The sequence below is a fragment of the Alteribacillus sp. JSM 102045 genome (assembly GCF_041949975.1).
Classification (GTDB): domain Bacteria; phylum Bacillota; class Bacilli; order Bacillales; family Marinococcaceae; genus Alteribacillus.
Map to the genome: position 1 here is coordinate 1 of NZ_JBHFQG010000044.1, position 24,082 is coordinate 24,082.

Genomic DNA, 24,082 nt, shown 5'->3' on the forward strand with positions numbered 1-24,082 from the left:
ACTCGAGGTCGTATGTCGCCGTTTGGCGGCTTCTCCGGATCATCTTTGTTGTCATGGACACGGAGGACGAGAGGTGCACAGAAAGGCGCTACGCCGCTCCTGCGGGAAAAGCAACGGCTGAAGACCCCGCAGGGAGCGTTTTACTCCCGAGGAGGCTGAAGCGTTGCCCGCGGAAAGCGAAGTGTATTTCAACTGTGGCTGTATTCAACAACAAAGTATGTGAAAACAGCCTTAAGGAAAAAGAAAATAAGCTCTTCAAAGAGGGCTTAAATATAATATACGAGGGGGAAAAGGAATGAAAATGGCAGCTTTTCTTTTTGGGTTAACTTTTCTGATAATTCTGTCTTCATGTGGAGGAAGTGCCTTACAATCTGAACAATCGGGTCAGGACTCAAATGATGAAGAAGAAGAGTCGATAAAGATAGGTGCTATTTTACCTTATTCAGGTGTTTACACTACACTTGGAAAAGACTTATCTGATGGTATGAAATTGTATTTTGAAAGTGTTGATTGGCAAGTGGCTGGTAAAGAAATAGAGCTATTAGAAGAAGACACAGAGGCAGATCCGCAGGCTGCACTCCGCCGAACAAGAAAACTAATGGATCAAGATAACATAGATATTTTGACCGGTGCGGTCAGCACAGCGGTGGCTTATGCTATTCGGGATGAAGTAGATTCTAATCAATTGCCTTATCTCGTTTCTCATGCTGGCGGGAATGATTTGACAAGAGGTGAAAGAAGCGATTACATTTGGCGTTCATCTTTTTCTTCTTGGCAAATAGGAAACGCAATGGGACAGTGGGCTTACGATAATGTAGGAGAACAAATGTATGTTGCTGCTGCAGATTATGCATTTGGACAAGAAGTGTCAGCTGCTTTTATAGAAGCATATACAGAAGCTGGAGGAAAAATTGTAGGGGAAGTATATCCACCTCTTGAAAATAATGATTATGCTTCTTACTTAACAACCATAAGAGATGCCGAGGCTGATGGAGTGTACGCCTTTTTCGCAGGAAGTGATGCTGTTCGCTTTGTGCAGCAGTTTGAAGAATATGGGTTAAAAGAGGACTTTGAATTGCTTGGTTCAGGTTGGCTTGTGTCAGAGGACTTACGAGAATCAATTGGAAGTGCTGCTGAGGGAGTTCATGCAGCAAGTTTTTGGGACTACAATTTAGAAAGTGAAATAAATCAAAATTTCGCAAGCGATTATGAAGCAGCTTATGATCGACGTCCAACATTAGAATCGTTAGAGGGCTATGATGCAGCTCGTATTATAGTAGAAACAATTAAAGAATTAGACGGAGAAGTAGAAGATTCTGATCAAGTTATTGAGGCAATGGCAAACGTCGAATTTGAAAGTCCCCGTGGTTCATTCGAGTTTGATCAAGATACCCATCATGTCATTCAAAATATGTACATCACAGAGACTAAGTTAGAAGGTGATCAGACAGATAATGAAGTGATTGAAACAATAGAGCTGGTGAAGGATCCAGGCGAATAACTAGTTAACATGGGGGGAAAAACATGGAGGTATTGGCTGCTCAGCTAGTCAATGGATTATCGTATGGTATGTTATTGTTTATCATAACGTGCGGTCTTTCATTAGTGTTTGGAATATTAGGAGTTTTGAATCTAGCACATGGCTCTCTTTATATGCTGGGTGCTTACATTGCATTTTCGTTAACGGCACAGTTATCACAAAGTTTTTGGGTAGCCCTCGTATTGGCACCTCTTGTTGTAGCAGTGATTGCGCTTATCGTTGAGCGCACACTGCTGCGGCCAACTTATCATTTAGGACATTTATCACAAGTTTTGTTAACGTTTGGTTTGGCTTACGTGTTCCATGATATTGTTAAACATATTTGGGGTTCTAATGTTCTTTCTATCAGCGTACCAGAGTTATTAGGAAGTTCGATATTGATTCTTGGCCAGACGTTTCCGCTTTACCGTCTAGTTATTATAGGTGTTGGAATTTTATTAGCAATAGGCCTTTGGTGGCTGCAGAATAAAACAAGGTGGGGAGCGATTATACGGGCCGGATTAAGTGATCGAGAAATGATAGGAGCGCTTGGAATTAACATTAATATGGTTTTTTCAGCCGTATTTGTGGTCGGAGGAATACTAGCTGGTTTTGGTGGAGTAGTAGCATCACCTATATTAGGACTCTATCCTGATATGGAGTTTCAAACACTTATTCTAGCACTAGTTGTGCTTGTGATTGGCGGTTTGGGTTCTATTTCAGGTACTTTCACAGCTAGTGTGCTCGTTGGTATCTTAGAAACCTTTGGAAGATATTTATTTCCTGAGTTAAGTATGTTTCTCGTCTTTGCTCTGATGGCAGTTATTCTTATATGGAGGCCAAATGGTTTATTAGGAAAGCAGGTGGCAGAAGAATGAATAATACGTACATCAAATTTACAGTCGTTCTGCTTTTATTTGCTGCTGCACCGTTTTTCTTACCTTTATTTCACATTAACTTATTTAGTGAGATCCTTATCTTAGCCATTTTTGCTTTAAGTTTAAATGTAATTTTGGGCTATACCGGAATGGTATCGTTAGGTCATGCCGCTTTTTTTGGAACGGGAGCTTATGCAGCAGGTATTATAGCTCAAAATGTATCGTCTAATCTACTATTATCATTAATAGGGGCAATAGCGATATCTATTGTCTTAGCTGGGGTCATTGGAATTTTTTGTATGAAAGTAAGCGGTTTTTACTTTCTAATGCTGACCCTTGCTTTTTCACAAATGGTGTATTCGTTTGTGTACCAAGCTAACCAATGGACAGGGGGGTCCAATGGTTTATCTGGAATTCCGCGTCCCATGTTATTTGGTTTTGAAATTTCTAGTGCCGTCTTGATCTTTTATATGATTGTGATCGTATTCATGGTGCTTTTTGCTGGGCTTCGCGTATTAATTAAATCTCCCTTCGGGCAGGTTTTAGTTGGTATAAGAGAAAATGAAACGAGACTAAAGTCAATGGGATATAACACAAGTATATATAAATACGTGGCTTTTATAATATCGGGGTCCATCGGTGGATTATCAGGATCACTTTACACTTATTTTAATGGTTTTATCGCTCCAAGCGATGTATATTGGACGATGTCTGGGACCGTATTAATAATGGTATTAATAGGTGGAGCTGGAACGATGGCTGGCCCGGTATGGGGAGCAGCATTAATTGTCCTATTAGAGACGGTTATTGCAATGTATACGGATATGTGGATGTTAATTCTCGGTTCTATATTTATCATTTTTGTAATCTTTTTTCCTTCCGGTATATATGGTATTTGGCAAGATATTACCTGCAAAATGCAAAAACCAAAGGCACGTCCTGAGGTAAATAAAGTGAAGAGAGAACATGTATAGAAAGGCAGGGATTAGAAAAAGCATGAAACCAATTCTAGAGATAGAAGCCATTAGTAAACGATTTGGCGGTCTTGAGATTTTAAAAGATATCTCGTTTAATGTATCTCAGGGAGAACGTATTGGTATTATCGGTCCAAATGGTGCAGGAAAAACTACATTTTTTAACTTGCTTACTGGTGACCTAACCCCATCAGATGGCAACATTCGTTTTAGAGGAACAAGTATTACGAACGAACCAAACTATAAACGAGCACGACGGGGAATTGTTAGAACATTTCAAAAAAACAACTTGCTTGTTACATTATCTATCCTTGATAACTTACTGCTTGTTCTACAACGCAAACACGGTATTAATCACACGTGGTTTAAAATTCGTAATGATAAATATTATAACTCTTTGTATAAAGAAGCAGAAGAATTGCTTACGACATGGGGTCTATATAGCCAGTGCAACGTGAAAGTAGAAAATCTTTCTTATGGGGAGCAACGGCAAACTGAAATTATGCTTGGGATAGCGACAGATCCGGACGTACTTTTACTGGATGAACCGACAGCTGGCATGTCGCAATCAGAGACAGATTATATTGTCAATTTACTGCATAAATTGCCAAAAGAATTGACACTGATGATTATCGAACATGATTTAGACGTAATATTTGGTTTGGCAGAACGCATGCTTGTGCTTCATGATAGACAAGTGCTAATTGATAATACTTCAGAAGTTGTACGCAAAGACCCACAAGTAAATAAGATTTATATTGGGAGTGAGGAGGTAGTGTAATGCTGTCTATACAGGGTCTTCATGCTTATTATGGAGAAAGCCATATTTTACATGACCTTTCTTTAGAGGTTGAAAAGGGAAAAGTGGGAGCACTCGTAGGGAGAAATGGAATGGGAAAAACAACGACTATCCATTCCATAATAGGATTGGTGCCTAGAAGAGAGGGCATGATTAAATTAAATGACTATGACTTGGTTTCCGCACAAAGTTTTCAAATTTCAAAACGTGGTGTTGGATTGGTTCCTCAAGGAAGAAGGATCTTTCCCAACCTTACGGTGAAAGAGAATTTAGTAACAACACAAATCAATACAAAAGAAGGGTGGACATTAGAAAAAATATTTGATTTATTTCCACAATTAAAAGAACGGCAGCATTTTATGGGAGGCAGTTTGAGTGGAGGAGAGCAGCAAATGCTCTCCATTGGAAGAGCGCTTTTAACGAACCCTAGTCTTATATTGCTAGATGAACCATCGGAAGGATTATCGCCATTAATGGTGCAAGAAGTAAGCCAAATTATTAAACGTTTAAAAGTTGAAGGGCTCACAATGCTTCTTGTTGAGCAAAACCTAGCAATGGTAAAAGAAATAGCTGATTATGTTTATATTTTAAATAAAGGGAAAATAGCGTTTGAAGGTCCTGTCGAGTCATTTGACGAAGAGATTCAGCGAAAGCATCTTGCGCTCAGCTCGTAGTTCTTATAATAAAGGGAAATGTTAGGCGTAAGAACAAAGGGGCTGTCCTCAAAAGTCGGTTTTCACCGTCTTATGGGACAGCTCTTTCATTAATTGAATTAAACGTTAGCTGCACTTTTAAATGGCTGGTCGCTAACTTTAATAGATTCAGTGGGACAGCCTTCTTCAGCATCTAGCAAATCATCTGTTATATCTTCCTCAATTTCCTTTGTTCCTTGATTGTTATCTAGAAAAGCTTCAGCTAATCCTTCATCATCGTAATCGAAAATTTCGGGTGCTGTCGCCCCACATGCTCCGCAAGCAATACAAGTATCCTTATCTACCATCGTAAATTTTGGCACTTTTATCGACCTCCCTTAAAAATTTACTTCGCTATAACCTTGAAACAAAACTTAAGCAAAAATACTTGTACTGTGAAGTGGCTGAACTTTTGCTTTTGGATCAATGTACGATTTAGCATTGTTTATAGCTGTTGGAGCTTCCCCAAAACCAGTTGCAATTAATTTCACTTTTCCCTTATAGGTACAGATATCGCCAGCTGCGTATACACCCGGAATGTTCGTTTCCATTTTTGAATTAACTATAATAGAGTTTTTCTGAATATCTAAACCCCATTCCTTCATTGGACCAAGCGAAGACAAAAAGCCAAAATTAACAATTACATCATCTACTTCAATAGTTTGCTTTTGGTGTTCTTCTTTACTGTGTCTTAATACAGTTTCTTGAATGTATTCTTCGTTTCCGTTAAAGCAATCGGGTATATAAGGAGTTTTTATTTCGACGTTACTATTGAATAACTGCTTTACACTGTGTTCATGGGCCCGAAACTTATCTCTGCGGTGTGCAAGCGTTACCTTTTTTGCTATAGATTCAAGCATTAATGCCCAATCAACAGCAGAATCTCCGCCTCCAAATATAAGAACGTCCTTGTTTTGAAACTTATTTAAGTCGTCTACAAAATAATGCAAATTCTTTCCTTCATATTGGACTGCATTTTCTAAATTAATTTTTCTGGGACTAAAAGCGCCATTTCCAGCTGTTAGAATAACTGTTCGTGTATAATGCACTCCTTCATTTGTAGTTAATTTAATCGTTTTGTCTTCTTGCGGAATAAGAGTCTCCACCATTTCTCCAAGACAAACAGTAGGTTCAAAATAATTCGCTTGATCAAGCAGGTGATCAACTAAATCCTGAGCCTTTACTTTAGGATAACCAGCAACATCATAAATGTATTTTTCCGGATAAAGTGCAGACAGCTGCCCTCCTAAATGAGGTAAACTTTCAATAATCTTTACAGATAATTGTCTCATTCCTGCATAGAACGCTGTGAACAGTCCAACGGGACCTCCGCCTATAATCGTGATGTCATGAGTCTCTTCTTTAGAAATCTGCATTCAGATAATTCCCCCTCTGAAAATTTTTTATTACGTTTATTTATCTTTCGTTATTAATAAATAATGTAGTGGATTTTTTATAGATTGTCAAGAAAGAAATATTAACATTTAAAATGGTATTAAACGTATGCGATAACAAGCAATACGAAAGAATTATCAGAAAGGACAAGGAAAACATATAGAATAAATTATACAAAAAAATAGAAAAATGAAGATATTATAAGAATTATAGAGTTAAATGCTGTAATTTAAATATAGTCCATTATAAATAAAGAAATTGAAAGTTTGAAAAAGTGAAAGGCTTTCTGTACATTATGAAATATACACGAAAGAAATGAAATCATAATAATAACTTTGAGGAGGTTTTTCTTTTGACAACAGCAATTGAAAAGAAAACGCTTACTGTTAACAAATCAAACGGTATCGCAGAGGTTCACATTCATGTGAACAAGTCAAATTCTTATGATTTGGAATATTACAAAGATTTAAATGCAGCTATTGATGATATTCGTTTTGACAGCGATATCAAAGTAGCGATTTTAATGAGTGATATGCCAAAATTTTTCTCAGCGGGGGCAGACGTGAGCTTTTTGAAATCTGCCGATCCGCGATTTAAAACTCAATTTTGCTTATTCTGTAATGAAACATTGGACAAAATTGCGCGTTCTCCGCAAATTTGGATTGCTTGTTTAGAAGGACATACTGTAGGGGGAGGATTGGAAATGGCTCTTGCATGTGACTTGCGCTTTATGGGCGATGAAGCTGGCAAGATTGGACTGCCTGAAATCAGTCTTGGCGTACTAGCTGGTACAGGAGGTACACAGCGCTTGCTTCGCCAGGTTGGCCATTCCAAAGCTTTGGACTTGAACATTACAGGAGAAACTTTAACCCCACAAGAAGCGCTTGATATTAATCTAGTAGATAAGGTATACCCTCAGCAAGAAACACGGGAACAAACCTTAAAATATGCAGAAAAAATTGCAAGTCAGGCTACCTATGCAGCTTCTAACATTAAATTATCTATTATGAATGGAAAGGAAATGCCTTTAAATGCGGCGGTACGTTACGAAGGTGAATTGCAGAATTTGTTATTCCGCTCGGATGATGCACAAGAAGGGCTAAGTGCCTTTTTGGAGAAGAGAGAACCAAATTGGAGCGGGCAATAGGATAGTGTATTCAGTGTAAACGATTGGCGGTATCGGCCTTCCGGTATCGTCATTTTGTTCCTAAAGTAACAAAAGGAAGGTGGTAAATAGATGAAAGATAAAGTGCAGACCTTAGATCAAGCAGTAAAACAACATATAAATAGCGGAGATGCAGTTGTTATGGGTGCTTGTTTAGAACCTATGATTCCATTTGCAGCTGCACATGAAGTAATACGGCAGAAAAAGAAAGATCTAACACTTATTGCACCAATTTCAGATATGTTAATCGATATGTTAATTGGAGCAGGAGTGGTATCTAAAGTAACAGCTGCTTGGGCAGGTAATGTAAGTGCTGGATTAGGCCACAATTATCGCCGCTCTATAGAAAAAGGGGTTCCTTTTTCTGTAGAAGTGGAAGATCATAGTAATTTTTCGATTGGGCTTGCTTTGTTAGCGGGCGCTATGGGGGTGCCATTTTTACCAACAAGGTCTTTACTCGGTACAGATATTTTAACTAGCAATCCTGCTTTAGAGATTGAAGACTATAAAAATGAAAAATTGGTTTACGTTCCTGCCTTGCATCCTGATGTGACAGTGCTAGGTGTTCAACGTGCAGATCGTGAAGGCAATGCCCATTTATGGGGCAATATCGGAGTAGCGCAAGATGCTGCTATGGCAAGTAAAAAGGTGATATTGCTGGCTGAAGAAATTGTGGAAAGCTCGGTCATTGAAAGTGATCCTAACCGGGTACTTATACCAGGTTTTAAAGTAAGTTCCGTGGTTTCTTGCCCCGAGTTTGCCCATCCTTCACCGATTCAGGGATATTACCAACGAGACCATGAATTTTTTCACGCTTACCATAAAGAAACGAAAACCAGAGAAGGTTTTTTAGCATGGATGGATAAGTATGTTACTAGTGTTGCCTCACATGAGGAGTATAAAAAAATAGTTGGCGCAAGAAGGTTAGAAGCGTTAAAAGTAAAAAAAGAATCTCTTGCTGCTCCTGTCAACTATGCATCGGAGTAAGGGGGGCCATAACATGAAATATTCGATAGGTGAATTGATGGTAGTTGCAGCCGCTCGGGAAATACAAGATGAAGAGGTTGTCTTCGTGGGAATGAGACTTCCAATGCTAGCCTTTGCTGTTGCTAAACGAACGCACGCACCGAATGCAGTTGGTTTTTATGAATGTGGTGTGGTGAGAGACTTTCCATCTGAGAGGTTACTCTACACAATGGGAGACACTCCAAATATTGAAGGGGCTAACTGGTGTACGTCCACTAATCATCTTATGTATTTAATGCAAAGTGGAAACGTTAACTGTGGTTTTATAGGCGGGGCAGAAGTCGATAAATATGGAAACGTCAATACCTCCTATATAGGAAACTATGAAAAACCAGCTATTAAACTTCCAGGGAGTGGAGGAGCAGCAGATATTGCATCCCTTTCTAAGAGGCTGCTTGTTATTATGAACCATGAAAAACGCCGTTTTACAGAAAAAGTAGATTATATTACTTCACCAGGTACTGGTAAAGGGGGAGAGTGGCGGAAAAAACAAGGACTGCCAAGAGGAGGTATTGGTGCTTTAATAACTACACTTGGGGTGATGAGGCCAGGCAGTGATAATGAATTAGAACTCGCTACCATACACCCCGGGTCTACGTTAGAAACAATAAAAGAAAATACTGGTTGGGATTTGAAAGCTTCTAATAAGCTTGAAGAAACAATTCCTCCTTTGCAGGAAGAATTAGACGTCATTCATTCCATCGATCCCCATGGTTTTTGGACTGGCCAAACAGGAGGGAATTAATTTGCGAAGCAATGAACTGGATTTTTTAATTAACTGGGGCGATACAGATATGGCTGGAATCGTCTATTATCCTAATTACTTCAAATGGTTTGACATAGCTGGCCATCAGTTTTTTCGGAGCTGCAATTTATCACCTTTATCATTAGAGAAAGAAAGAGGTATTATATTGCCAATGATAGACGCACGCTGTACCTTCGAAAAACCTTTATTTTATGATGACATTATAACGGTTTATACCACCGTAAAAGAAGTTAATAATAAAACCATTGAGTTAAACCATGAAATATTTCGTCAGAAGGAAAGAACGGGCAGTGGATATGAATTAAGAGGATGGGTGGAAAAAGGAGAAGGTGGTATAAAAGCTGTGTCTATACCAAAGGACATTAGAGCTCTCCTTGAAGAAGATCTCCATACCACCGCTCAAGAAGTGAAACCGCAGTATAATGCATAAAAGCCCTTGATCCTCTATAATAAACAGTATGCTATTAACAATAGATGTAAGCAACGAATCAACGGACGGTGAAAAAATGAAACCTAGATCTTTAATGTTTACTCTCTATGGAGAATACGTTCAATATTATGGAGGAGAAATTTGGGTTGGGAGTCTTATTCAATTTATGAAACGTTTTGGTGTTTCAGAATCCTCGGTCCGAGGTGCCATTTTGAGAATGGTCCAAAAAGACTTAATGCAAGTTCGTAAAATTGGTAATAAAAGCTATTATTCCTTTACACCACAAGGAAATCGGCAGATTGATGAAGGGGTAAAAAGAGTATACAGTGGGCGTCGCTCTGAATGGGATGGAAAATGGCGGATTTTAACTTACTCTTTTCCTGAAGCACTACGCGAACTTCGCAATGAAGTAAGAAAAGAATTGACTTGGACAGGTTTTGGGGCAATCTCTAACAGTACTTGGATTAGTCCAAATCCGGTTGAAGACCAGGTGTTAGAGCTAATGGAGCGGTATCAGGTGGAGGAATATATAACATTATTCAGTTCATCTGAAGTATTGTCACATGATAATGAAAGTATTGTAAATAAAGGATGGGATTTACAGCAAATATCAACAGAGTATGAAAGGTTTATACAGAAATATGATAAAAAATTTGATGAATTAAGTGAAAAAGCTTTTCAGAATACCTTAACTGATGAAGAGTGTTTCATTGAAAGAACAAAAATTGTTCATGAATATAGAAAGTTTCTCTTTCAAGATCCAAGCTTTCCAAATGAATTGCTGCCCGACTATTGGACCGGCACAGCAGCAAGAGAGCTGTTTTGGAATATTCATCAACTTATATCTATTCCAGCTGTGCGATTTTTTGAGTCCCTGTACGAGTCCGCTCCGGATCTCAAAGTGGAACCTGAACGTAATAAGGCTGTAAATCCCTTCGATAAAATCCAAGTATAGGATGCAAAATAACAAAAGTTGAGGGATTAAAATGAGTAAAGTACTATTTGAAAAAGAAGGTCATTTAGGGATTATTACGATTAATAGATCGGATCGACTTAACTGCTTTGACTTTGAAACTTTGATACAGCTTGAGGAGGTACTAGAAGAGATCAAGCTCGATCAAAAAACTAGAGCTTTAATCATCACTGGCTCAGGAGAGAAAGCATTTAGTGCTGGCGCCGATTTAAAAGAGAGAAGTACATTGTCTGAAAAAGAAATTCGAAGAAATGTAAGTAAAATTCGAGATGTATTTACTACTATTGATAACCTTCCACAACCTACTATCGCAGCTATTAATGGTTACGCTTTGGGCGGAGGCCTTGAATTGGCTCTTGTTTGCGATTTTAGGTATGCAGTGCCTCAGGCTCAACTTGGATTAACGGAAGTAAGTTGGGCTATTATTCCTGGAGCAGGAGGTACACAGCGATTGTCTCGCTTAATAGGTCCTTCGCGTGCCAAAGAATTAATTTTCACTGCCCGTCGTATTGATGCTGCTAAAGCACTCGAAATCGGTTTAATTAATGAAATGGTCGAACCAGAAGAATTAATGAAAGGTGCAAAAGAGCTTGCTGATGAAATTATAAAAAATGCGCCATTGGCAATTACTCAGGCAAAGCATGCGATAAATCAAGGAAGTAATACTGATATTAATACTGGCCTGGCGATTGAATCCAAAGCTTATGAAGTTATCATTCCGACTGAAGATAGGGTCGAAGCTTTAAATGCTTTTAGAGAAAAACGACAGCCTAAGTTTAAAGGGAAATAAGAAAGATTATGAAGAAAACGATGAATGTAAGCAATCGTGTAACCGAACAATTAGCTATCGATTATCCGATAATAGAAGGTGGAATGGCTCATATTGGGGATGGACGGTTGGCGGCAGCTGTTACTAATGGAGGCGGACTCGGACAAGTGGCAGCATCTGGATTTTCTCCGAGACGTTTTCGTGAACAAATTGATATTGCTAGCTGCCAGTACAAGCGGCTCGCTCGGTGTTAATGTGCCGATTGGAAAATCGTTTGACTACGAAACTTATTTTGAGGTAATAGACGAGAAGAAAGACAACTTGGAAGCCATTAGCTTGTCTTCTGGAGACCCTAGGCCACATACAGCAAGATTTAAAAACATGGGGTTAACGGTGATGGTAGTTGTCGCTTCAGTAAGGTAAGCGCTTGTTGCCGAAGATGCAAGGGCGGACATTATTATTTGTGAAGGATTTGAAGCAGGAGGCCGGAACAGTCTACTTGAGCTGACTCTTTTCTCATTAATCCCCTCTCTGGCTGAACAAATGTCTGTACCTTTAGCTGCAGGCAGTATCTCAAACGGTAAAGTAATGTTTGGGGCTTTTGCGCTCGGCGCAGAAGGAGTACAAGTTGGTACTAGATTTATAGCAACCGAAGAATGTTCGGCACATGACGCTTATAAACGTGTATTAGTAGAAGCGCATGATGATGCTACTACGGTAATGGAACGTAGTATTGGCGGTGTAAATCGTGTGTTGAACAGTCATTAAATGAAGTCCAGAAGTTAGAAAAGAAAGGTCTGCCTTTTCAAGATCTCTTTACTTACATTAATGGTCAGCGTAACCGTATAGCCACTATTCAAGGAGATTTAGAAAATGGCTGGGTACATGCGGGCCAAGGGATAGAAGTTATTCAAAGTGTGGAGTCCGTAGAAGATGTTATACAGGGATATATGCTGGACTGGATGAAAGAATCTGAACAATTGCAGACAAATTTGAAAACGTTATTAAAAAATAAATATGGACAAGTACCTTGAGTAACTGCAATAAGGTTTTTTATACATTGTGGTAAAAGGAGGAACCAAAAACCATGCAACGGAATTCGGTCAATATTTTGAACATTCGTATGATGCAAGAGATGGCAGAAGCGCTTGAAACTGTATACAATAAAGAGGATATTAACGGGTCGGTTATTTGAGCAGAGGGAAAAGCTTTTTCAGCTGGAGTAGCCGTGGAAGATCACGTGGGAAAATGGACAGAACCTATGATTTTCGCTTTTCACAAACTATTCCACCTTCTAGATAAAATACCCTGTCCAACAATCGGAGTTGTAGAAGGAGCAGCCATCGGCGGAGGATGTGAACTGGCTTCTTTTTGTGATATCACCATTGCTTCAGAAGGCAGTAAGTTTGGACAACCTGAAATCAATTTAGGGTTGTTTCCACCTGTGTCTGCTGCGTATTTCCCTTGGCTGATGAGTTATAACCGTGCGATGGAGCTTTTAATTACAGGAAAGCCATTAACAGCAGAAGAAGCAAAAGGTTATGGTTTAATCAATACAGTAGTACCATCAGACCAAATGGATACACATGTCCATGAATTGCTTGAAAATTTAAAGACGAAAAGCCGCAGTTCGTTAAAGTTAACGAAACAAGCAGTGCGCACGTCGATGGCGACATCGATGTCTGCTGCGATTGCTGAAGTAGAACAGATATACTTACAGAATTTAATGAAAACAAATGACGCCAAAGAAGGATTAAATGCATTTATGGAAAAACGGCATCCTGTTTGGACACATACATAGGGGGGAGATCATGAACCTTACTAAAATCGAAGGGGGAGGCTATCGGATTGGGATTCCCGTACCTTTTCCTATGAAGTATGTTTATTGTCATTTGATTCCTCGTGGGAAAGAATATGTCTTAATAGATGTAGGTCTAAACTATCGAGAAGCAAGAGAAACTTGGGAAAAAGTGTTTTTATCACTTAACATCAGTCCATCCTCCATTTGTGAAATTTACCTAACGCATTTTCATCCCGACCATTCCGGGTTAGCTGGTTGGATGCAAGAAAAAACGGGAGCAAACGTGTATATACATGACTTAGATCGCCGGATGATGCATCAGGTTTGGGGAGAAGACAGCGATCAATCAATTAGGGTGAAAACCATGATGAAGGATTATGGTGTGCCAGTTTCACTTTCAGAAAAAATAGCTGACCATATGGACAAATTAGTTCGAAAGGTAACTCCCCTTCCTACTATGCACACACTTCCAAACGTAGTGGAATTTGATGGACGTTCATGGCAAGTCATTCATGCTCCAGGTCATAGTGATGGTCTCGTTTGCTTATATGATCCAAAGAAGCAAGTGCTTTTTTCAGCAGATCTTATTTTGGATCCTATAACTCCTAATATTAGTGTATGGCCTGGGGCTAGGCAAAATCCTTTGCATGACTATCTACATTCTCTTCGCTATATTCAACAATTTCCAATACGGATAGCTTATACAGCTCATGGCGAGCCTATTACACATGTAAAAAAACGCATCGATCAATTAATTCAGCATCATGAACAAAGATTATCTATGATTAGAAATCTTGCATCTGGCCGAACCGCGTATGAAATCGCTTCAATACTATTTAAAAAGAGGGAATTGAATCCACATCAATGGCGATTTGCAATGGCAGAAACCATTGCTCATCTTAACTACTTGGAATTTAAACGAAAACTGAAAAAACATTATATGAATCCTAAGATTTATTACGAACGCACTTTAGAAATTAGTTAAAAATCACGGATATTTTTCATCCGTGATTTTTTGTTGTTTAGGAAATTATATTTTTCGAATTGTGGATAACTATCTCCCTACTGTTTCATTAGCGTCTAGCTTCAGCGCCCAGCCTCTCGGGGTTAAATAACCTCCAGGCAATAAAGGCAAAGAGCGCCTTTATTGCCTGGAGGTTATTTACCTGTCGAGGCTTACCAGGGCGCTTGCGCTTTTGTTCTTTTAGTAAAGCATAAATTTTCTGGAAAAGAATAATACAAACATTGCATCTTTAAAATCCAAAGAATATGGCGCCGATCCAATTCTTTCCAATATTTGTATAAAGAATGTACTGGTGAGGAAAAATTATTTTTATTTTCGTTCGTTTGAAAAACATAATATACTATTGACAATTTATATCTTATGGTTTATATTATCTTATAAATACGATAATTTAAAAAACGTAATAAAGAGGTGCTTAATAAAATGAGCCAAGCAGAATTATTAATGGATAAGGTTCAAAATGGATTCGTTGTAGAACGAAACGATGACATGAATGATAAGTATAAAAAAGCACTGAAACAAACGCTGACTATAGTTGGGGATACAGAGCTCCTTAGTGTACCCCCTTTACTGACTGTTTACGATGAAGCGCCGAATTTGAATTATAAGATAACCGCCCTTGCTGTGATACAGGATGAAATTGGTCATGCCCATATCGCCTATCGCCTGTTAGAAGAATTAGGGGAAGATGTCAATGAATTGTTATACGAACGTCCCGCAAATCGCTGGAAAAATCCATATGCTTTTGATTTTAAATTAAATAATTGGATTGAACTCGGAGTCTTCAATGGGTTGTTTGATCGTGCGGGTTATACGCTTCTCGGAGATGCTTTTGAAAATACATCATACGGACCTTGGAAGCGGGCGCTTGTCAAAGTGGATAAAGAGGAGTTGTTTCATTTACGTAATGGAGAAATCATTATGAAAGCTGGTATGAAAAAACCGGAGACTGCCAAACAAGTTCAAAAAGCGGTAGATTGGATGTTTTTGATGGGCTTGGAATTCTTTGGTGTAGCAGATAATTTAAAAAGTCGTTCCGCACAATTGGATTATAGATTAAAAGGAAGTACAAATGATGAACTCCGGCAAAAATGGTTGTCAACTGCGGTTCCGTTTTGTGAATCCATTGGTGTAAAGGTACCGGCTCATTACGATGAAGAAAAAGAGAAGTACGTGTTAGACGTTCCATTCCCATGTAAGTTTGACGTGGAAAATCGAAAATGGCTGCACGATGAACCAGATTCTTGGGACGGAGTGATTGAACGCTTCAAAAAGAGAGGACCCGAAAACAAAGAATTTGTATATCGTATTCAAAAAGGTGCAAAAGAAATGGAGGAAATGCGTAAAGAGGAGGTATCCTAAGTAATGAGTACAATAGTAAACAGTCAACCTACTAAAAAGTATTGGAATGCATTACGTGAAGTAATGGACCCAGAATTTCCAATAAGCGTGGTTGATATGGGTTTGATTAGAAACATTGAGAAGGTAGAGACCCAAACAGTAAAAGTAACAATGACTTATACATCTACAGGCTGCGCTTGTATGATCTGGATAGAAAGCGACATAAAAGAACGATTGTTAAAAGAAAATGATGTAAAAGAAGTAATGATTGATGTAGTTTGGGATCCAGCCTGGACCGTCAAAGATATGACAGAAGAAGGGAGAAATAAAATGAAACACTGGGGAGTGAGTTCATGAGCGAAATTGTAAATGACGAATATATTTTATTCACCCGTATTAAACGTGGGGATGATTTAACTCACATAGGTTCTTTGAAAGCACCAAGTGTCGAGTTAGCCAAAGTTTATGCTAAACAAATTTATGATGAGGAAGATTGGGTTGAAATGCATGTAGTTAAACAATCAAACATTCTTCCGGTGCGTCTTCCGGAAGGATTATTAGAAAAGGAAGGAGTGAAATAAATGACAGAACAAAGAGATCCGCTGGTAACTCTAGCAGAAACGATTGCAGATAATAAATTTATAGCGGGCGATAGATTGGTTGAAATTGGAGTGAGCGGACCTAATTTAGAGGCATCTCTTTCTTCCATTTCTATGGCACAAGGAGAATTGGGTCATGCCAGGCTTCTTTACCGGTGGTCCTATGATATACAAGGATTAAGAGCAGGGAAAATAGATATCAGAGAACAAACAGGAAAAGCTTTTAAACAAATGGTAAACGTCTCCAATTGGATAGATTTAATTGCAGGCTTATACGTTAATAATACAGCAATTGATCTTGTTTTAAAAGAATTAATGAAAAACAAAAAAGAAGAACTAAATGCTCAATTTGACAAGATGTTAAGTGAGCAGAAAGAGCACCTTATCTATGCAGAAGATTGGAGCAATCAGTTAATTCAAGATAAAGGTTCTATTCCAAAGCGGTTTGAAAAAAAGTTAGACATTGCCGTGAGTTCGGCAGCTGCCTGGTTAACGGATGTAGAGAACAATGAAGCATTACAAGCGAATGGGGTTATTTCCTTAGGCAGCGATTTAACTTCTTCATTTAAAGAAATGATAAATGCATTACCTTTGGATAGGAATGTTTTTAATGTCGGATAAACCTCATTCTGTTCGTTGTTCGTTTTGTAACTCAGAGAAAGTACAAAAGATATCTTCTTTTGGGACCGCACAACTCGTTCGACAATATTATTGTAACCATTGTAAGAGTGTTTTTGAATTTATTCGGTGGCAGTAATCTACACAATATAAATAAAGGGTGTCGACATGACAATTAAACAAGTTAAAAATGCGGCTGTTGTTGGCTCTGGGACCATGGGAGTTGGAATTGCGCAAATTATCGTGCAAAATGGATTCCCTGCCGTGTTATACGACATTAATGAAGCTCAAATTTTTCGGGCGAAACAAAGCATAGAAAAGCGGTTGAATCGTCTTGTAGAAAAAGTCAGAGCTTCCAAAGAAGAGGTGGAGGCTGCTAAAAAACGTTTAATAGTAACGACAACATTAGAAGATATTCACGATGTAGACCTTGTTATAGAAGCAGCACCTGAAAAGTTAGAAGTCAAAAGCTCTATTTTTAAACAATTAGAGTCGATCTGCTCAAAAGAAACAATCTTTGCAACAAATACTTCTTCTTTGTCAGTTACAGAAATTTCAGTTATATTACAGAATCCGGAAAGATTGGCAGGACTACATTTTTTCAATCCGGCGCCGCTTATGCCTTTAGTAGAAGTAGTTCGTGGGCTGCACACCTCAGAAAAATTAATAAACACACTACAGGAATTTGCATTAAGGGTTCAAAAAAAGCCTATGTTTACAACAAATAGACAGAATTATGAAAAATGTGGGTGGATTCAGAATGGGTCCATTTGAATTACAAGACCTTATAGGAATTGATATAAATTTTGCTACCACTAATACTGTCCATAATGGTTTTTATGGAGAAAGCCGATTCCGTCCACATTATTACCAAGAACGCATGGTGCAAGCAGGGCGTCTAGGCCGCAAGACGAAAGGGGGTTTTTACGATTATGAGCAAAGTGAACATTAGCATTAAGGGGGATAATCGCATTGCCCAATCCATGAATTCTATTTGGGATGGGGTCTGCGGAGTTAACGTTTCATGGAATGAAGAAGAAAGTTTAAAAAAAGCTAACCTTATTATTGAAACCGTTAATTTTGATAGAAAATAAAAACAGAGCAGTCTCCAAAACATTGAAAAACTTGCCCCTTCGTTTGCGACCATATTAACTACATCGATGAGATGGACGAGGACAGAAATAGCTTCCTGGCTTTCTTATTCAGAAAGAGTTGTAGGATTTGGAGCTTTTTCAAATGTTAATCAAGCTCCACTAATTGAAATAGCTCTGGCTCTGCAGTGTGAATCAAACCATCTTTCTTTCATTCAAGAACAGCTCCAAGCGGCCGGGAAAGACATAGAGATCGTCGATGGTGAAGTTGGTTTAGTGTTTCCACGGATTTTGGCCATGATTATCAACGAAGCAGTTTTTGCTTTGATGGAACAAACGGCAAGTCCCGAAGATATTGATATGGCAATGAAAAAGGGAACTAATTATCCGCACGGGCCGTTAGAATGGGCAGAAGAGTTAGGTATTGACGATGTGTATGCAGTTATGAGTGGGCTGCATCAACAGCTCGGAGAAGAGCGATACAGACCAGCTCCTCTCATTCAAAAATTAGTTCACGCTGGCTGGACTGGTAAGGATACCGGTAAAGGTTTTTATTACTATCAGCAGCGACAATCGAAGGAGTTAGTGCCATGAAAGAACCTGTGATAATTGATGCTGCTCGAACTCCAATTGGAAAAGTACAGGGGGCCCTCTCTAGTGTACGTCCAGATGAACTTAGCGGCTCATGTGATTAAAGAGTTAATGAAACAAATCAATATAAATCCAGAGCTGATTGAAGATGTTTATATGGGTTGCACTAACCAAGAGGGCTGCTCGAATGGGAGGGCTGCTCGCAGGATTGACTGTTAGCGTCCCGGGGTGACGGTAAATCGTCTCTGCAGTTCTGGTCTAGAAGCTGTAAATCAATCGTCTTTAGCCATAATAGGAGATCTTGGCAATGTCTTCATAGCCGGTGTGGATTAGAAAGTATGAGCCGGGCTCCATATATGTCATGATGAAACCTCAAGTAACTGGAGAACGTGGTAATCAAATTCTACATGACACTACAATTGGATGGCGCCTCATTAAACCTAACTCTTGCTAAGAAATACCGACCGATAAGTTTAGGAGAGACGGCTGAAAATGTCGCTGACGAATATAATATATCGCGTCGCGAACAAGACGAAATGGCGTTACACATTCAACAGCGAGCAGCAAAGGCATTAGAGACAAAGCGTTTTAAAGAAGAAGAAATAGTACTCAATTGAAGTTCCACAGCGTAAAGGTGAAGCAATCCTTGTAGACAAGCAATCCTTGTAGATACAGATGAACATCCAAGAATCTCTACCACTTTAAAAGACTTAGAACAGCTAAAACCAGCGTTTAAAAAAGGAGGGATAGTAACAGCTGGAAATTCATCCGGGATAAATGATGGAGTTAATGCTTTGTGCATTATGGAAAGAGAAACAGCCGAACAACTTGGATTGAAACCTATGGCCAGAATTTTAACTTCAGCTGTAGAAGGCGTAGATCCTTCGTACATGGGAACAGGTCCTATTCCCGCCACAAGAAAAGCGTTGAAACGTGCAGGCCTTACCGTGAAAGATATTGATCTCGTGGAGCTAAACGAAGCGTTTGCAGCCCAAGCACTTACTTGTATAAAGGAATTAGAGTTAGATCCAAGCCTTTTGAATGTGAACGGCGGCGCGATCGCTCTCGGTCATCCGCTGGGAAGCAGTGGAGCCAGGATATTGACAACGCTTGTGCATGAAATGCAAAAGCGAGACTGTCGGTACAGTCTAGCCAGCATGTGTATTGGAGTAGGACAAGGAATCTCTACTATTATTGAAAAATTGTAAGGAGGAAGTCAAAATGCCAGAAATCACCACACAAGCGAAAACGGTAAAAGACACATATCGTCTTTTGATTAATGGAGAATATTTTGATAGCAGCAGTGGTACATTTTTCGATACGCATAATCCCGCTACAGGGGAAAAATTAGCAAGCGTTGCAAAGGCATCAAAGGAAGATGTAGACCGTGCAGTAGCAGCAGCCAGAACAGCTTTTGAAACAGGGAAATGGCCGAAGCAAACAGCAGCTAAACGGGCAAGATTATTGAACAAAATCGCCTCCATTATGCGCGATCGTTTCGATACGCTAGTAGAAGTAGAAGTACTTAATAGTGGAAAAACAGTTGCAGCAGCACAAGGCCAAGTCTTACAAGCTATTGAAGATTTTGAGTTTTATGCGGGGGCCATCTCAACTTATAGTGGGAGTACAAACCCTATGCCCAATGGATTCTTTAATTATACTCAAAAAGAACCGGTCGGTGTGTGTGCGCAAATTATACCTTGGAACTACCCTCTAATGATGGCAGCATGGAAAATCGCTCCGGCTCTTGCAGCAGGGTGTACGATCGTATTAAAACCGGCTAGCTACACGCCGCTTACATCATATATGCTTGCTGATATTTGTTATGAAGCAGGTCTACCAGAAGGTGTGTTAAACGTCGTAACTGGCAGCGGGTCCGAAATCGGTCCATATTTAACGGAGCATTCAGACGTTGATAAAGTAGCGTTCACCGGTGAAACAGATACTGGTAAAGACATTATGGCAAAAGCATCAGATACATTAAAGCGTGTAACGTTAGAACTTGGTGGAAAATCTCCAAGCATTGTGTGTGCTGATTGTGATTTAGAAGGAGCTGTGGATGGCTCACTATTTGGAATATTCTATAATACTGGGCAATCCTGTGAAGCAAGATCAAGATTATTTATTCACGAGGATATTTATGAACAGTTTGTCGAGCGTTTTATTGAAAAAGCAAAAAAAATAAACGTTGGAGATCCATTCAATAAAGGAACTCATATGGGAGCTTTAATTTCTAAAAGTCATGAGGAAACCGTAGATAGTTATGTGAGGCTTGCACAAGAAGAAGGAGGTGAAATTCTGCTTGGTGGCAAAAAACCAGAGGGGAAAGAATACGAAAATGGTTACTGGTATATGCCGACTATTATCGGTAATGTAACAAATGATATGCGAATTGCTCAAGAAGAAGTGTTCGGACCAGTAGTCGTGTTAATGAAATTTAAGGACGAAAAGGAAGTTCTGCAAAGAGCGAATGATTCTATCTTTGGCCTCGGGTCTGCTGTTTGGACCAAAGATCATGGAAAAGCTCATCGTCTAGCCTCTGGTCTTCGAGCTGGAATTGTGATGGTAAATAATCCAATTTCAGCATTTCCAGGTGCTCCGTTTGGAGGTTACAAACAATCCGGTTTCGGGCGTGAGTTGGGTGCGGAAACATTGGATTTATATTCAGAAACGAAAAGCGTTGTATCCTATGTTGGCGAGAAACCACTTAATCTATTAGGTATTAAATAATAAGCATTAGAATGCGTTTTTGGCAAGGTTATTAATTATATTTTAGGAGGAATAAAGATGAGCACAACTCAAACAGAAAACAAAACGTTAACAGTGAAAAAGAACAATGGTATTGCTGAGGTACACATCCATGTCAACAAGTCGAATTCATACGATTTGGAGTATTATAAAGAACTCAACGCAGCCATTGATGACATTCGTTTTGATAGTGATATTAAAGTAGCTATTCTTATGAGTGATATGCCAAAATTTTTCTCTGCGGGTGCAGACGTTAACTTCTTAAAGTCAGCAGATCCTCGTTTTAAAACACAGTTCTGTCTCTTTTGTAATGAAACTCTCGATAAGATTGCCCGTTCGCCGCAGATTTGGATTGCCTGCCTTGAAGGCCACACAGTAGGCGGAGGCTTAGAAATGGCGCTTGCGTGTGATCTGAGATTCATGGGAGACCAAGCTGGTAAAATTGGTTTGCCAGAAATTAGTCTTGGTGTATTGGCTGGTACAGGAGGTACCCAACGCCTACTTCGCCAAGTAGGCCATTCTAAAGCACTCGATATGAACATTACTGGAGAAACCATCTCTCCTCAGGAAGCACTGGATATTAACCTAGTAGATAAGGTATTCCCACAAGAAGAAACGCGAGAGAAAACATTAGCATATGCCGAAAAAATTACAAACCATGCAACATACGCTGCTTCCAATATCAAATTGTCCATTATGAATGGAAAAGAAATGCCCCTTAATGTGGCGATTCGTTACGAAGGTGAACTGCAAAACCTATTATTCCGCTCTGATGATGCCCAAGAAGGACTAAGTGCTTTCTTAGAAAAACGGGAAGCAAACTGGAGCGGAAAATAAAGATTGTACCTTCCAGCATTGTACCAAGAGGCTAAAGACACATTAAGTGGACTTTAGCCTCCTCTTTCAATTTCATTTTGTATCCGTTTTTAAGAGGAGGTTTGAGGGATTAATCATGATAGAATCTTTGGAGGAGATTAGAGGGTTAACCGAACGATATAACGCTGCTATACGCTTTGTCGATGAAAATGTCAAGAAAGGAAATGGTAACAAAACAGCCATTGTATGTGAGGAAGAAAAATTAACATATAATGATGTATATATGCAGGTTAATCAATTCGGTAATGCGTTATTTTATATTAATGTAGAACCTGAAAATAGAATTTTAATAGCCGCTTATGATTCGCTAGAATTTGTTACCGCTTTCTTTGGGGCTATAAAGGCTGGTGCTGTGCCCATACCAGTAAATACAATGATGAAGCTACATGACTATGAATATTTTTTAAATAACAGTCGAGCAAAGGTGCTAGTAGTACATGAGGACATATGGAACAAAATAAAAGATTCTAGGAACAGATTTTTATTTTTAAAGCATATTATTGTTATATCAGCAGAACACTCAAAAATGACCGATGTCATTAATTTTCATCAATTTGTAGGAAATGCAGCGGTTACTGAATTAAAAGAAGCCTATACTACTCCTGAAGATGTTGCATTTTGGCTGTATAGTTCCGGAAGTACAGGTAAACCTAAAGGAGTTATTCATCGACAGAGGAGCATGGAAGCAGCTTTTGAAAATTACGCTCAAAAGGTTTTGAATATTTCAAAATATGATAGAACATTTTCAGCCTCCAAGCTTTTTTTTGCTTATGGGCTAGGTAATGGGCTCTATTTTCCTTTTGGTGCTGGCGGTACCTCTATATTTTTAAAGAAAAAGCCGACACCTGAAAGAGTGTTTGAGGTAATGGCAAAGCATAAACCAACCATTTTTTTTGGGGTACCGACTTTGTATGGTGCCATGATAAATTATGTTTCAAAAATGGACAAGCTTCCTGATTTGTCTTCGATACGTGTGTGTGTTTCTGCCGGAGAACCTCTTCCTGCAAGCTATGTGAAGAAATGGAAGGAGATTTTTGGCTTGAATATTCTGGATGGAATCGGATCAACGGAAGCACTTCACATTTATCTTTCGAATCGAAATGACAATGTGCAGCCAGGAAGCACTGGTACAATTGTGTCTGGCTATGATGCAAAAATCGTCGATGAAAAAGGTCAATCCCTTCCTCCGAACGAAGTAGGAGACTTGCTTATTAAAGGTGAAAGCATTACTTCAGGTTATTGGTTAAACCTCGCTGAAAACTATCTTAAATTCCGTGGAGAATGGATGTACACTGGAGATAAATATTATCAAGACGAGAAAGGTTATTTCTGGTACAGCGGGCGTTCAGATGACATGTTGAAAGTTGGTGGTATTTGGGTATCCCCAATTGAGGTCGAGGCTACCCTTTTAACACGTGAAGATGTGCTGGAAACAGCGGTGGTCGGTAAAAAGAATAAAGAAAACCTTGTTTATCCTAAGGCATATGTTGTATTGAAAAATAAAGAGGATGCTTGTGAGGAGTTAAAAGAGACGTTAAAATTTTATGTGAAACAAAATTTAGCTTCTTATAAGTATCCAAGAGAAATTGAATTTATTGATGAATTGCCGAAAACGGCGACAGGGAAGATTCAGCGTTTTAAACTAAAATTGAGTTAAACTATCTCTATGTTAAAAAAATAAGGTAATTTTCCTTGTATTAAAGCAGGGGTGCACCCAGAACAGAAAAGGAGGCTGTATCAAAAGGTTATGAAAAAATGACCTTTTGACAGCCCCTTTTTCCTATTTAACATACAAAAAAATCGCCTCTTTCGGTATAATGAAGTCACCACAACCCATTAACGATAGAAGGCGATTTTTTTATGAGTAACCAAAAGGTCATTTTCCAAGAGTATACCATGAATCAGCTGTATCTTCCTATGGATTTTTCGGATTTAATTCCCGAAGATCATGTCGCCCGCATTGTAAGCGGGATGATTGACGCGTTGGATGATCAGCTGTTTTTTGAT

Annotated in this window: 28 protein-coding genes and 3 pseudogenes; 29 read left to right on the forward strand and 2 right to left on the reverse strand. The window is 39.0% G+C overall.

Annotated elements, in window-relative coordinates; translation table 11 throughout:
• The 6 genes from ACE1TI_RS19125 to ACE1TI_RS19150 all read left to right on the forward strand — a co-directional run.
• The coding region (locus tag ACE1TI_RS19125) for a hypothetical protein (protein WP_375009136.1) at positions 1 to 299 on the forward strand (299 nt) is incomplete at its 5' end.
• Entirely contained in the window at positions 296 to 1,501 is a 1,206-nt protein-coding gene (locus ACE1TI_RS19130) for an ABC transporter substrate-binding protein (protein WP_375009137.1), read from the forward strand. The genes ACE1TI_RS19125 and ACE1TI_RS19130, both read left to right, overlap by 4 nt.
• Before the next feature lie 23 nt (positions 1,502 to 1,524).
• Positions 1,525 to 2,397, forward strand: a complete 873-nt coding sequence (locus ACE1TI_RS19135; protein ID WP_375009138.1) for a branched-chain amino acid ABC transporter permease — start codon at positions 1,525 to 1,527, stop codon at positions 2,395 to 2,397.
• Positions 2,394 to 3,371: a branched-chain amino acid ABC transporter permease gene (locus ACE1TI_RS19140; RefSeq protein ID WP_375009139.1), complete on the forward strand. Its 978-nt coding sequence runs from the start codon at positions 2,394 to 2,396 to the stop codon at positions 3,369 to 3,371. The genes ACE1TI_RS19135 and ACE1TI_RS19140 overlap by 4 nt, the downstream gene beginning before the upstream one ends.
• Positions 3,372 to 3,393: 22 nt before the next feature.
• Positions 3,394 to 4,152: an ABC transporter ATP-binding protein gene (locus ACE1TI_RS19145; protein ID WP_375009140.1), complete on the forward strand. Its 759-nt coding sequence runs from the start codon at positions 3,394 to 3,396 to the stop codon at positions 4,150 to 4,152.
• Positions 4,152 to 4,844, forward strand: a complete 693-nt coding sequence (locus tag ACE1TI_RS19150) for an ABC transporter ATP-binding protein (protein WP_375009141.1) — start codon at positions 4,152 to 4,154, stop codon at positions 4,842 to 4,844. Before ACE1TI_RS19145 ends, ACE1TI_RS19150 begins: the two co-directional genes overlap by 1 nt.
• Positions 4,845 to 4,942: 98 nt before the next feature.
• Here the strand turns inward: ACE1TI_RS19150 and ACE1TI_RS19155 are convergent, their stop codons facing one another.
• Together ACE1TI_RS19155 and ACE1TI_RS19160 are read right to left on the reverse strand one after the other, a co-directional pair.
• Positions 4,943 to 5,185, reverse strand: a complete 243-nt coding sequence (locus ACE1TI_RS19155; RefSeq protein ID WP_375009142.1) for a ferredoxin — start codon at positions 5,183 to 5,185, stop codon at positions 4,943 to 4,945.
• 51 nt (positions 5,186 to 5,236) lie between these two features.
• A complete protein-coding gene (locus tag ACE1TI_RS19160) occupies positions 5,237 to 6,238 on the reverse strand; it encodes an NAD(P)/FAD-dependent oxidoreductase (protein WP_375009143.1) in 1,002 nt (333 codons plus the stop codon).
• Between the two features lie 371 nt (positions 6,239 to 6,609).
• On the opposite strand from ACE1TI_RS19160, the gene ACE1TI_RS19165 reads away from it, so the two are divergent.
• The 23 genes and pseudogenes from ACE1TI_RS19165 (at position 6,610) to ACE1TI_RS19270 (ending at position 23,732) form a co-directional block, all read left to right on the forward strand.
• Complete coding sequence (locus tag ACE1TI_RS19165) at positions 6,610 to 7,404, forward strand: enoyl-CoA hydratase/isomerase family protein (protein WP_375009144.1); 795 nt, start codon at positions 6,610 to 6,612, stop codon at positions 7,402 to 7,404.
• A gap of 90 nt (positions 7,405 to 7,494) precedes the next feature.
• Complete coding sequence (locus ACE1TI_RS19170) at positions 7,495 to 8,409, forward strand: CoA transferase subunit A (protein ID WP_375009145.1); 915 nt, start codon at positions 7,495 to 7,497, stop codon at positions 8,407 to 8,409.
• Positions 8,410 to 8,422: 13 nt separating this feature from the next.
• Complete coding sequence (locus tag ACE1TI_RS19175) at positions 8,423 to 9,193, forward strand: CoA-transferase subunit beta (RefSeq protein ID WP_375009146.1); 771 nt, start codon at positions 8,423 to 8,425, stop codon at positions 9,191 to 9,193.
• A 1-nt stretch (position 9,194) separates the two neighbouring features.
• Positions 9,195 to 9,644 carry an acyl-CoA thioesterase gene (locus tag ACE1TI_RS19180; protein WP_375009147.1) on the forward strand — a complete coding sequence of 150 codons (450 nt, stop codon included), beginning with the start codon at positions 9,195 to 9,197 and terminating at the stop codon, positions 9,642 to 9,644.
• Between the two features lie 76 nt (positions 9,645 to 9,720).
• Positions 9,721 to 10,599 carry a PaaX family transcriptional regulator gene (locus ACE1TI_RS19185; RefSeq protein WP_375009148.1) on the forward strand — a complete coding sequence of 293 codons (879 nt, stop codon included), beginning with the start codon at positions 9,721 to 9,723 and terminating at the stop codon, positions 10,597 to 10,599.
• A gap of 31 nt (positions 10,600 to 10,630) precedes the next feature.
• Positions 10,631 to 11,407, forward strand: coding sequence for an enoyl-CoA hydratase-related protein (locus ACE1TI_RS19190; RefSeq protein ID WP_375009149.1), 777 nt, complete (start codon positions 10,631 to 10,633; stop codon positions 11,405 to 11,407).
• An 8-nt stretch (positions 11,408 to 11,415) separates the two neighbouring features.
• On the forward strand, positions 11,416 to 11,640 hold the full coding sequence (locus ACE1TI_RS19195; RefSeq protein ID WP_375009150.1) for a nitronate monooxygenase: 225 nt from the start codon (positions 11,416 to 11,418) through the stop codon (positions 11,638 to 11,640).
• A 184-nt stretch (positions 11,641 to 11,824) separates the two neighbouring features.
• Positions 11,825 to 12,154: pseudogene (locus ACE1TI_RS19200) on the forward strand (NAD(P)H-dependent flavin oxidoreductase); the annotation flags it as partial.
• 442 nt (positions 12,155 to 12,596) lie between these two features.
• Positions 12,597 to 13,187 (forward strand): annotated as a pseudogene (locus ACE1TI_RS19205) (enoyl-CoA hydratase/isomerase family protein); the annotation flags it as partial.
• 10 nt (positions 13,188 to 13,197) lie between these two features.
• Complete coding sequence (locus ACE1TI_RS19210) at positions 13,198 to 14,172, forward strand: MBL fold metallo-hydrolase (protein WP_375009151.1); 975 nt, start codon at positions 13,198 to 13,200, stop codon at positions 14,170 to 14,172.
• A gap of 462 nt (positions 14,173 to 14,634) precedes the next feature.
• Positions 14,635 to 15,573 carry a Phenylacetic acid catabolic protein gene (locus ACE1TI_RS19215; RefSeq protein ID WP_375009152.1) on the forward strand — a complete coding sequence of 313 codons (939 nt, stop codon included), beginning with the start codon at positions 14,635 to 14,637 and terminating at the stop codon, positions 15,571 to 15,573.
• A gap of 3 nt (positions 15,574 to 15,576) precedes the next feature.
• A complete protein-coding gene (locus ACE1TI_RS19220) occupies positions 15,577 to 15,909 on the forward strand; it encodes a metal-sulfur cluster assembly factor (protein ID WP_375009153.1) in 333 nt (110 codons plus the stop codon).
• Positions 15,906 to 16,133 (forward strand): hypothetical protein, encoded by a 228-nt coding sequence (locus tag ACE1TI_RS19225; RefSeq protein ID WP_375009154.1) that lies wholly within the window; start codon positions 15,906 to 15,908, stop codon positions 16,131 to 16,133. Before ACE1TI_RS19220 ends, ACE1TI_RS19225 begins: the two co-directional genes overlap by 4 nt.
• Positions 16,134 to 16,772: a Phenylacetic acid catabolic protein gene (locus ACE1TI_RS19230; RefSeq protein WP_375009155.1), complete on the forward strand. Its 639-nt coding sequence runs from the start codon at positions 16,134 to 16,136 to the stop codon at positions 16,770 to 16,772. It abuts the gene before it with no gap.
• Positions 16,762 to 16,908, forward strand: coding sequence for a PaaD-like zinc ribbon domain-containing protein (locus ACE1TI_RS21930; RefSeq protein ID WP_483860658.1), 147 nt, complete (start codon positions 16,762 to 16,764; stop codon positions 16,906 to 16,908). Before ACE1TI_RS19230 ends, ACE1TI_RS21930 begins: the two co-directional genes overlap by 11 nt.
• Positions 16,909 to 16,937: 29 nt before the next feature.
• Positions 16,938 to 17,543, forward strand: coding sequence for a 3-hydroxyacyl-CoA dehydrogenase family protein (locus tag ACE1TI_RS19235; RefSeq protein ID WP_375009156.1), 606 nt, complete (start codon positions 16,938 to 16,940; stop codon positions 17,541 to 17,543).
• Positions 17,530 to 17,721, forward strand: coding sequence for a 3-hydroxyacyl-CoA dehydrogenase family protein (locus tag ACE1TI_RS19240; protein WP_375009157.1), 192 nt, complete (start codon positions 17,530 to 17,532; stop codon positions 17,719 to 17,721). The genes ACE1TI_RS19235 and ACE1TI_RS19240 overlap by 14 nt, the downstream gene beginning before the upstream one ends.
• Positions 17,702 to 17,863: a hypothetical protein gene (locus tag ACE1TI_RS19245; RefSeq protein ID WP_375009158.1), complete on the forward strand. Its 162-nt coding sequence runs from the start codon at positions 17,702 to 17,704 to the stop codon at positions 17,861 to 17,863. Before ACE1TI_RS19240 ends, ACE1TI_RS19245 begins: the two co-directional genes overlap by 20 nt.
• A gap of 66 nt (positions 17,864 to 17,929) precedes the next feature.
• Entirely contained in the window at positions 17,930 to 18,454 is a 525-nt protein-coding gene (locus ACE1TI_RS19250; RefSeq protein WP_375009159.1) for a 3-hydroxyacyl-CoA dehydrogenase family protein, read from the forward strand.
• Between the two features lie 404 nt (positions 18,455 to 18,858).
• Positions 18,859 to 19,659 (forward strand): annotated as a pseudogene (locus tag ACE1TI_RS19255) (thiolase family protein).
• A 13-nt stretch (positions 19,660 to 19,672) separates the two neighbouring features.
• On the forward strand, positions 19,673 to 21,181 hold the full coding sequence (locus ACE1TI_RS19260; RefSeq protein WP_375009160.1) for an aldehyde dehydrogenase family protein: 1,509 nt from the start codon (positions 19,673 to 19,675) through the stop codon (positions 21,179 to 21,181).
• A 57-nt stretch (positions 21,182 to 21,238) separates the two neighbouring features.
• A complete protein-coding gene (locus ACE1TI_RS19265; RefSeq protein ID WP_375009161.1) occupies positions 21,239 to 22,036 on the forward strand; it encodes an enoyl-CoA hydratase/isomerase family protein in 798 nt (265 codons plus the stop codon).
• A gap of 115 nt (positions 22,037 to 22,151) precedes the next feature.
• A complete protein-coding gene (locus tag ACE1TI_RS19270; protein ID WP_375009162.1) occupies positions 22,152 to 23,732 on the forward strand; it encodes a benzoate-CoA ligase family protein in 1,581 nt (526 codons plus the stop codon).
• Positions 23,733 to 24,082: the final 350 nt, after the last annotated feature.

Coding starts and splice junctions, on each gene's coding strand:
- ACE1TI_RS19130 (WP_375009137.1), top strand. CDS start 296: ATGAAAATGGCAGCTTTTCTTTTTGGGTTAACTTTTCTGATAATTCTG.
- ACE1TI_RS19135 (WP_375009138.1), top strand. CDS start 1,525: ATGGAGGTATTGGCTGCTCAGCTAGTCAATGGATTATCGTATGGTATG.
- ACE1TI_RS19140 (WP_375009139.1), top strand. CDS start 2,394: ATGAATAATACGTACATCAAATTTACAGTCGTTCTGCTTTTATTTGCT.
- ACE1TI_RS19145 (WP_375009140.1), top strand. CDS start 3,394: ATGAAACCAATTCTAGAGATAGAAGCCATTAGTAAACGATTTGGCGGT.
- ACE1TI_RS19150 (WP_375009141.1), top strand. CDS start 4,152: ATGCTGTCTATACAGGGTCTTCATGCTTATTATGGAGAAAGCCATATT.
- ACE1TI_RS19160 (WP_375009143.1), bottom strand. CDS start 6,238: ATGCAGATTTCTAAAGAAGAGACTCATGACATCACGATTATAGGCGGA.
- ACE1TI_RS19170 (WP_375009145.1), top strand. CDS start 7,495: ATGAAAGATAAAGTGCAGACCTTAGATCAAGCAGTAAAACAACATATA.
- ACE1TI_RS19175 (WP_375009146.1), top strand. CDS start 8,423: ATGAAATATTCGATAGGTGAATTGATGGTAGTTGCAGCCGCTCGGGAA.
- ACE1TI_RS19185 (WP_375009148.1), top strand. CDS start 9,721: ATGAAACCTAGATCTTTAATGTTTACTCTCTATGGAGAATACGTTCAA.
- ACE1TI_RS19190 (WP_375009149.1), top strand. CDS start 10,631: ATGAGTAAAGTACTATTTGAAAAAGAAGGTCATTTAGGGATTATTACG.
- ACE1TI_RS19195 (WP_375009150.1), top strand. CDS start 11,416: ATGAAGAAAACGATGAATGTAAGCAATCGTGTAACCGAACAATTAGCT.
- ACE1TI_RS19210 (WP_375009151.1), top strand. CDS start 13,198: ATGAACCTTACTAAAATCGAAGGGGGAGGCTATCGGATTGGGATTCCC.
- ACE1TI_RS19215 (WP_375009152.1), top strand. CDS start 14,635: ATGAGCCAAGCAGAATTATTAATGGATAAGGTTCAAAATGGATTCGTT.
- ACE1TI_RS19220 (WP_375009153.1), top strand. CDS start 15,577: ATGAGTACAATAGTAAACAGTCAACCTACTAAAAAGTATTGGAATGCA.
- ACE1TI_RS19225 (WP_375009154.1), top strand. CDS start 15,906: ATGAGCGAAATTGTAAATGACGAATATATTTTATTCACCCGTATTAAA.
- ACE1TI_RS19230 (WP_375009155.1), top strand. CDS start 16,134: ATGACAGAACAAAGAGATCCGCTGGTAACTCTAGCAGAAACGATTGCA.
- ACE1TI_RS21930 (WP_483860658.1), top strand. CDS start 16,762: ATGTCGGATAAACCTCATTCTGTTCGTTGTTCGTTTTGTAACTCAGAG.
- ACE1TI_RS19235 (WP_375009156.1), top strand. CDS start 16,938: ATGACAATTAAACAAGTTAAAAATGCGGCTGTTGTTGGCTCTGGGACC.
- ACE1TI_RS19240 (WP_375009157.1), top strand. CDS start 17,530: ATGGGTCCATTTGAATTACAAGACCTTATAGGAATTGATATAAATTTT.
- ACE1TI_RS19245 (WP_375009158.1), top strand. CDS start 17,702: ATGAGCAAAGTGAACATTAGCATTAAGGGGGATAATCGCATTGCCCAA.
- ACE1TI_RS19250 (WP_375009159.1), top strand. CDS start 17,930: ATGAGATGGACGAGGACAGAAATAGCTTCCTGGCTTTCTTATTCAGAA.
- ACE1TI_RS19260 (WP_375009160.1), top strand. CDS start 19,673: ATGCCAGAAATCACCACACAAGCGAAAACGGTAAAAGACACATATCGT.
- ACE1TI_RS19265 (WP_375009161.1), top strand. CDS start 21,239: ATGAGCACAACTCAAACAGAAAACAAAACGTTAACAGTGAAAAAGAAC.
- ACE1TI_RS19270 (WP_375009162.1), top strand. CDS start 22,152: ATGATAGAATCTTTGGAGGAGATTAGAGGGTTAACCGAACGATATAAC.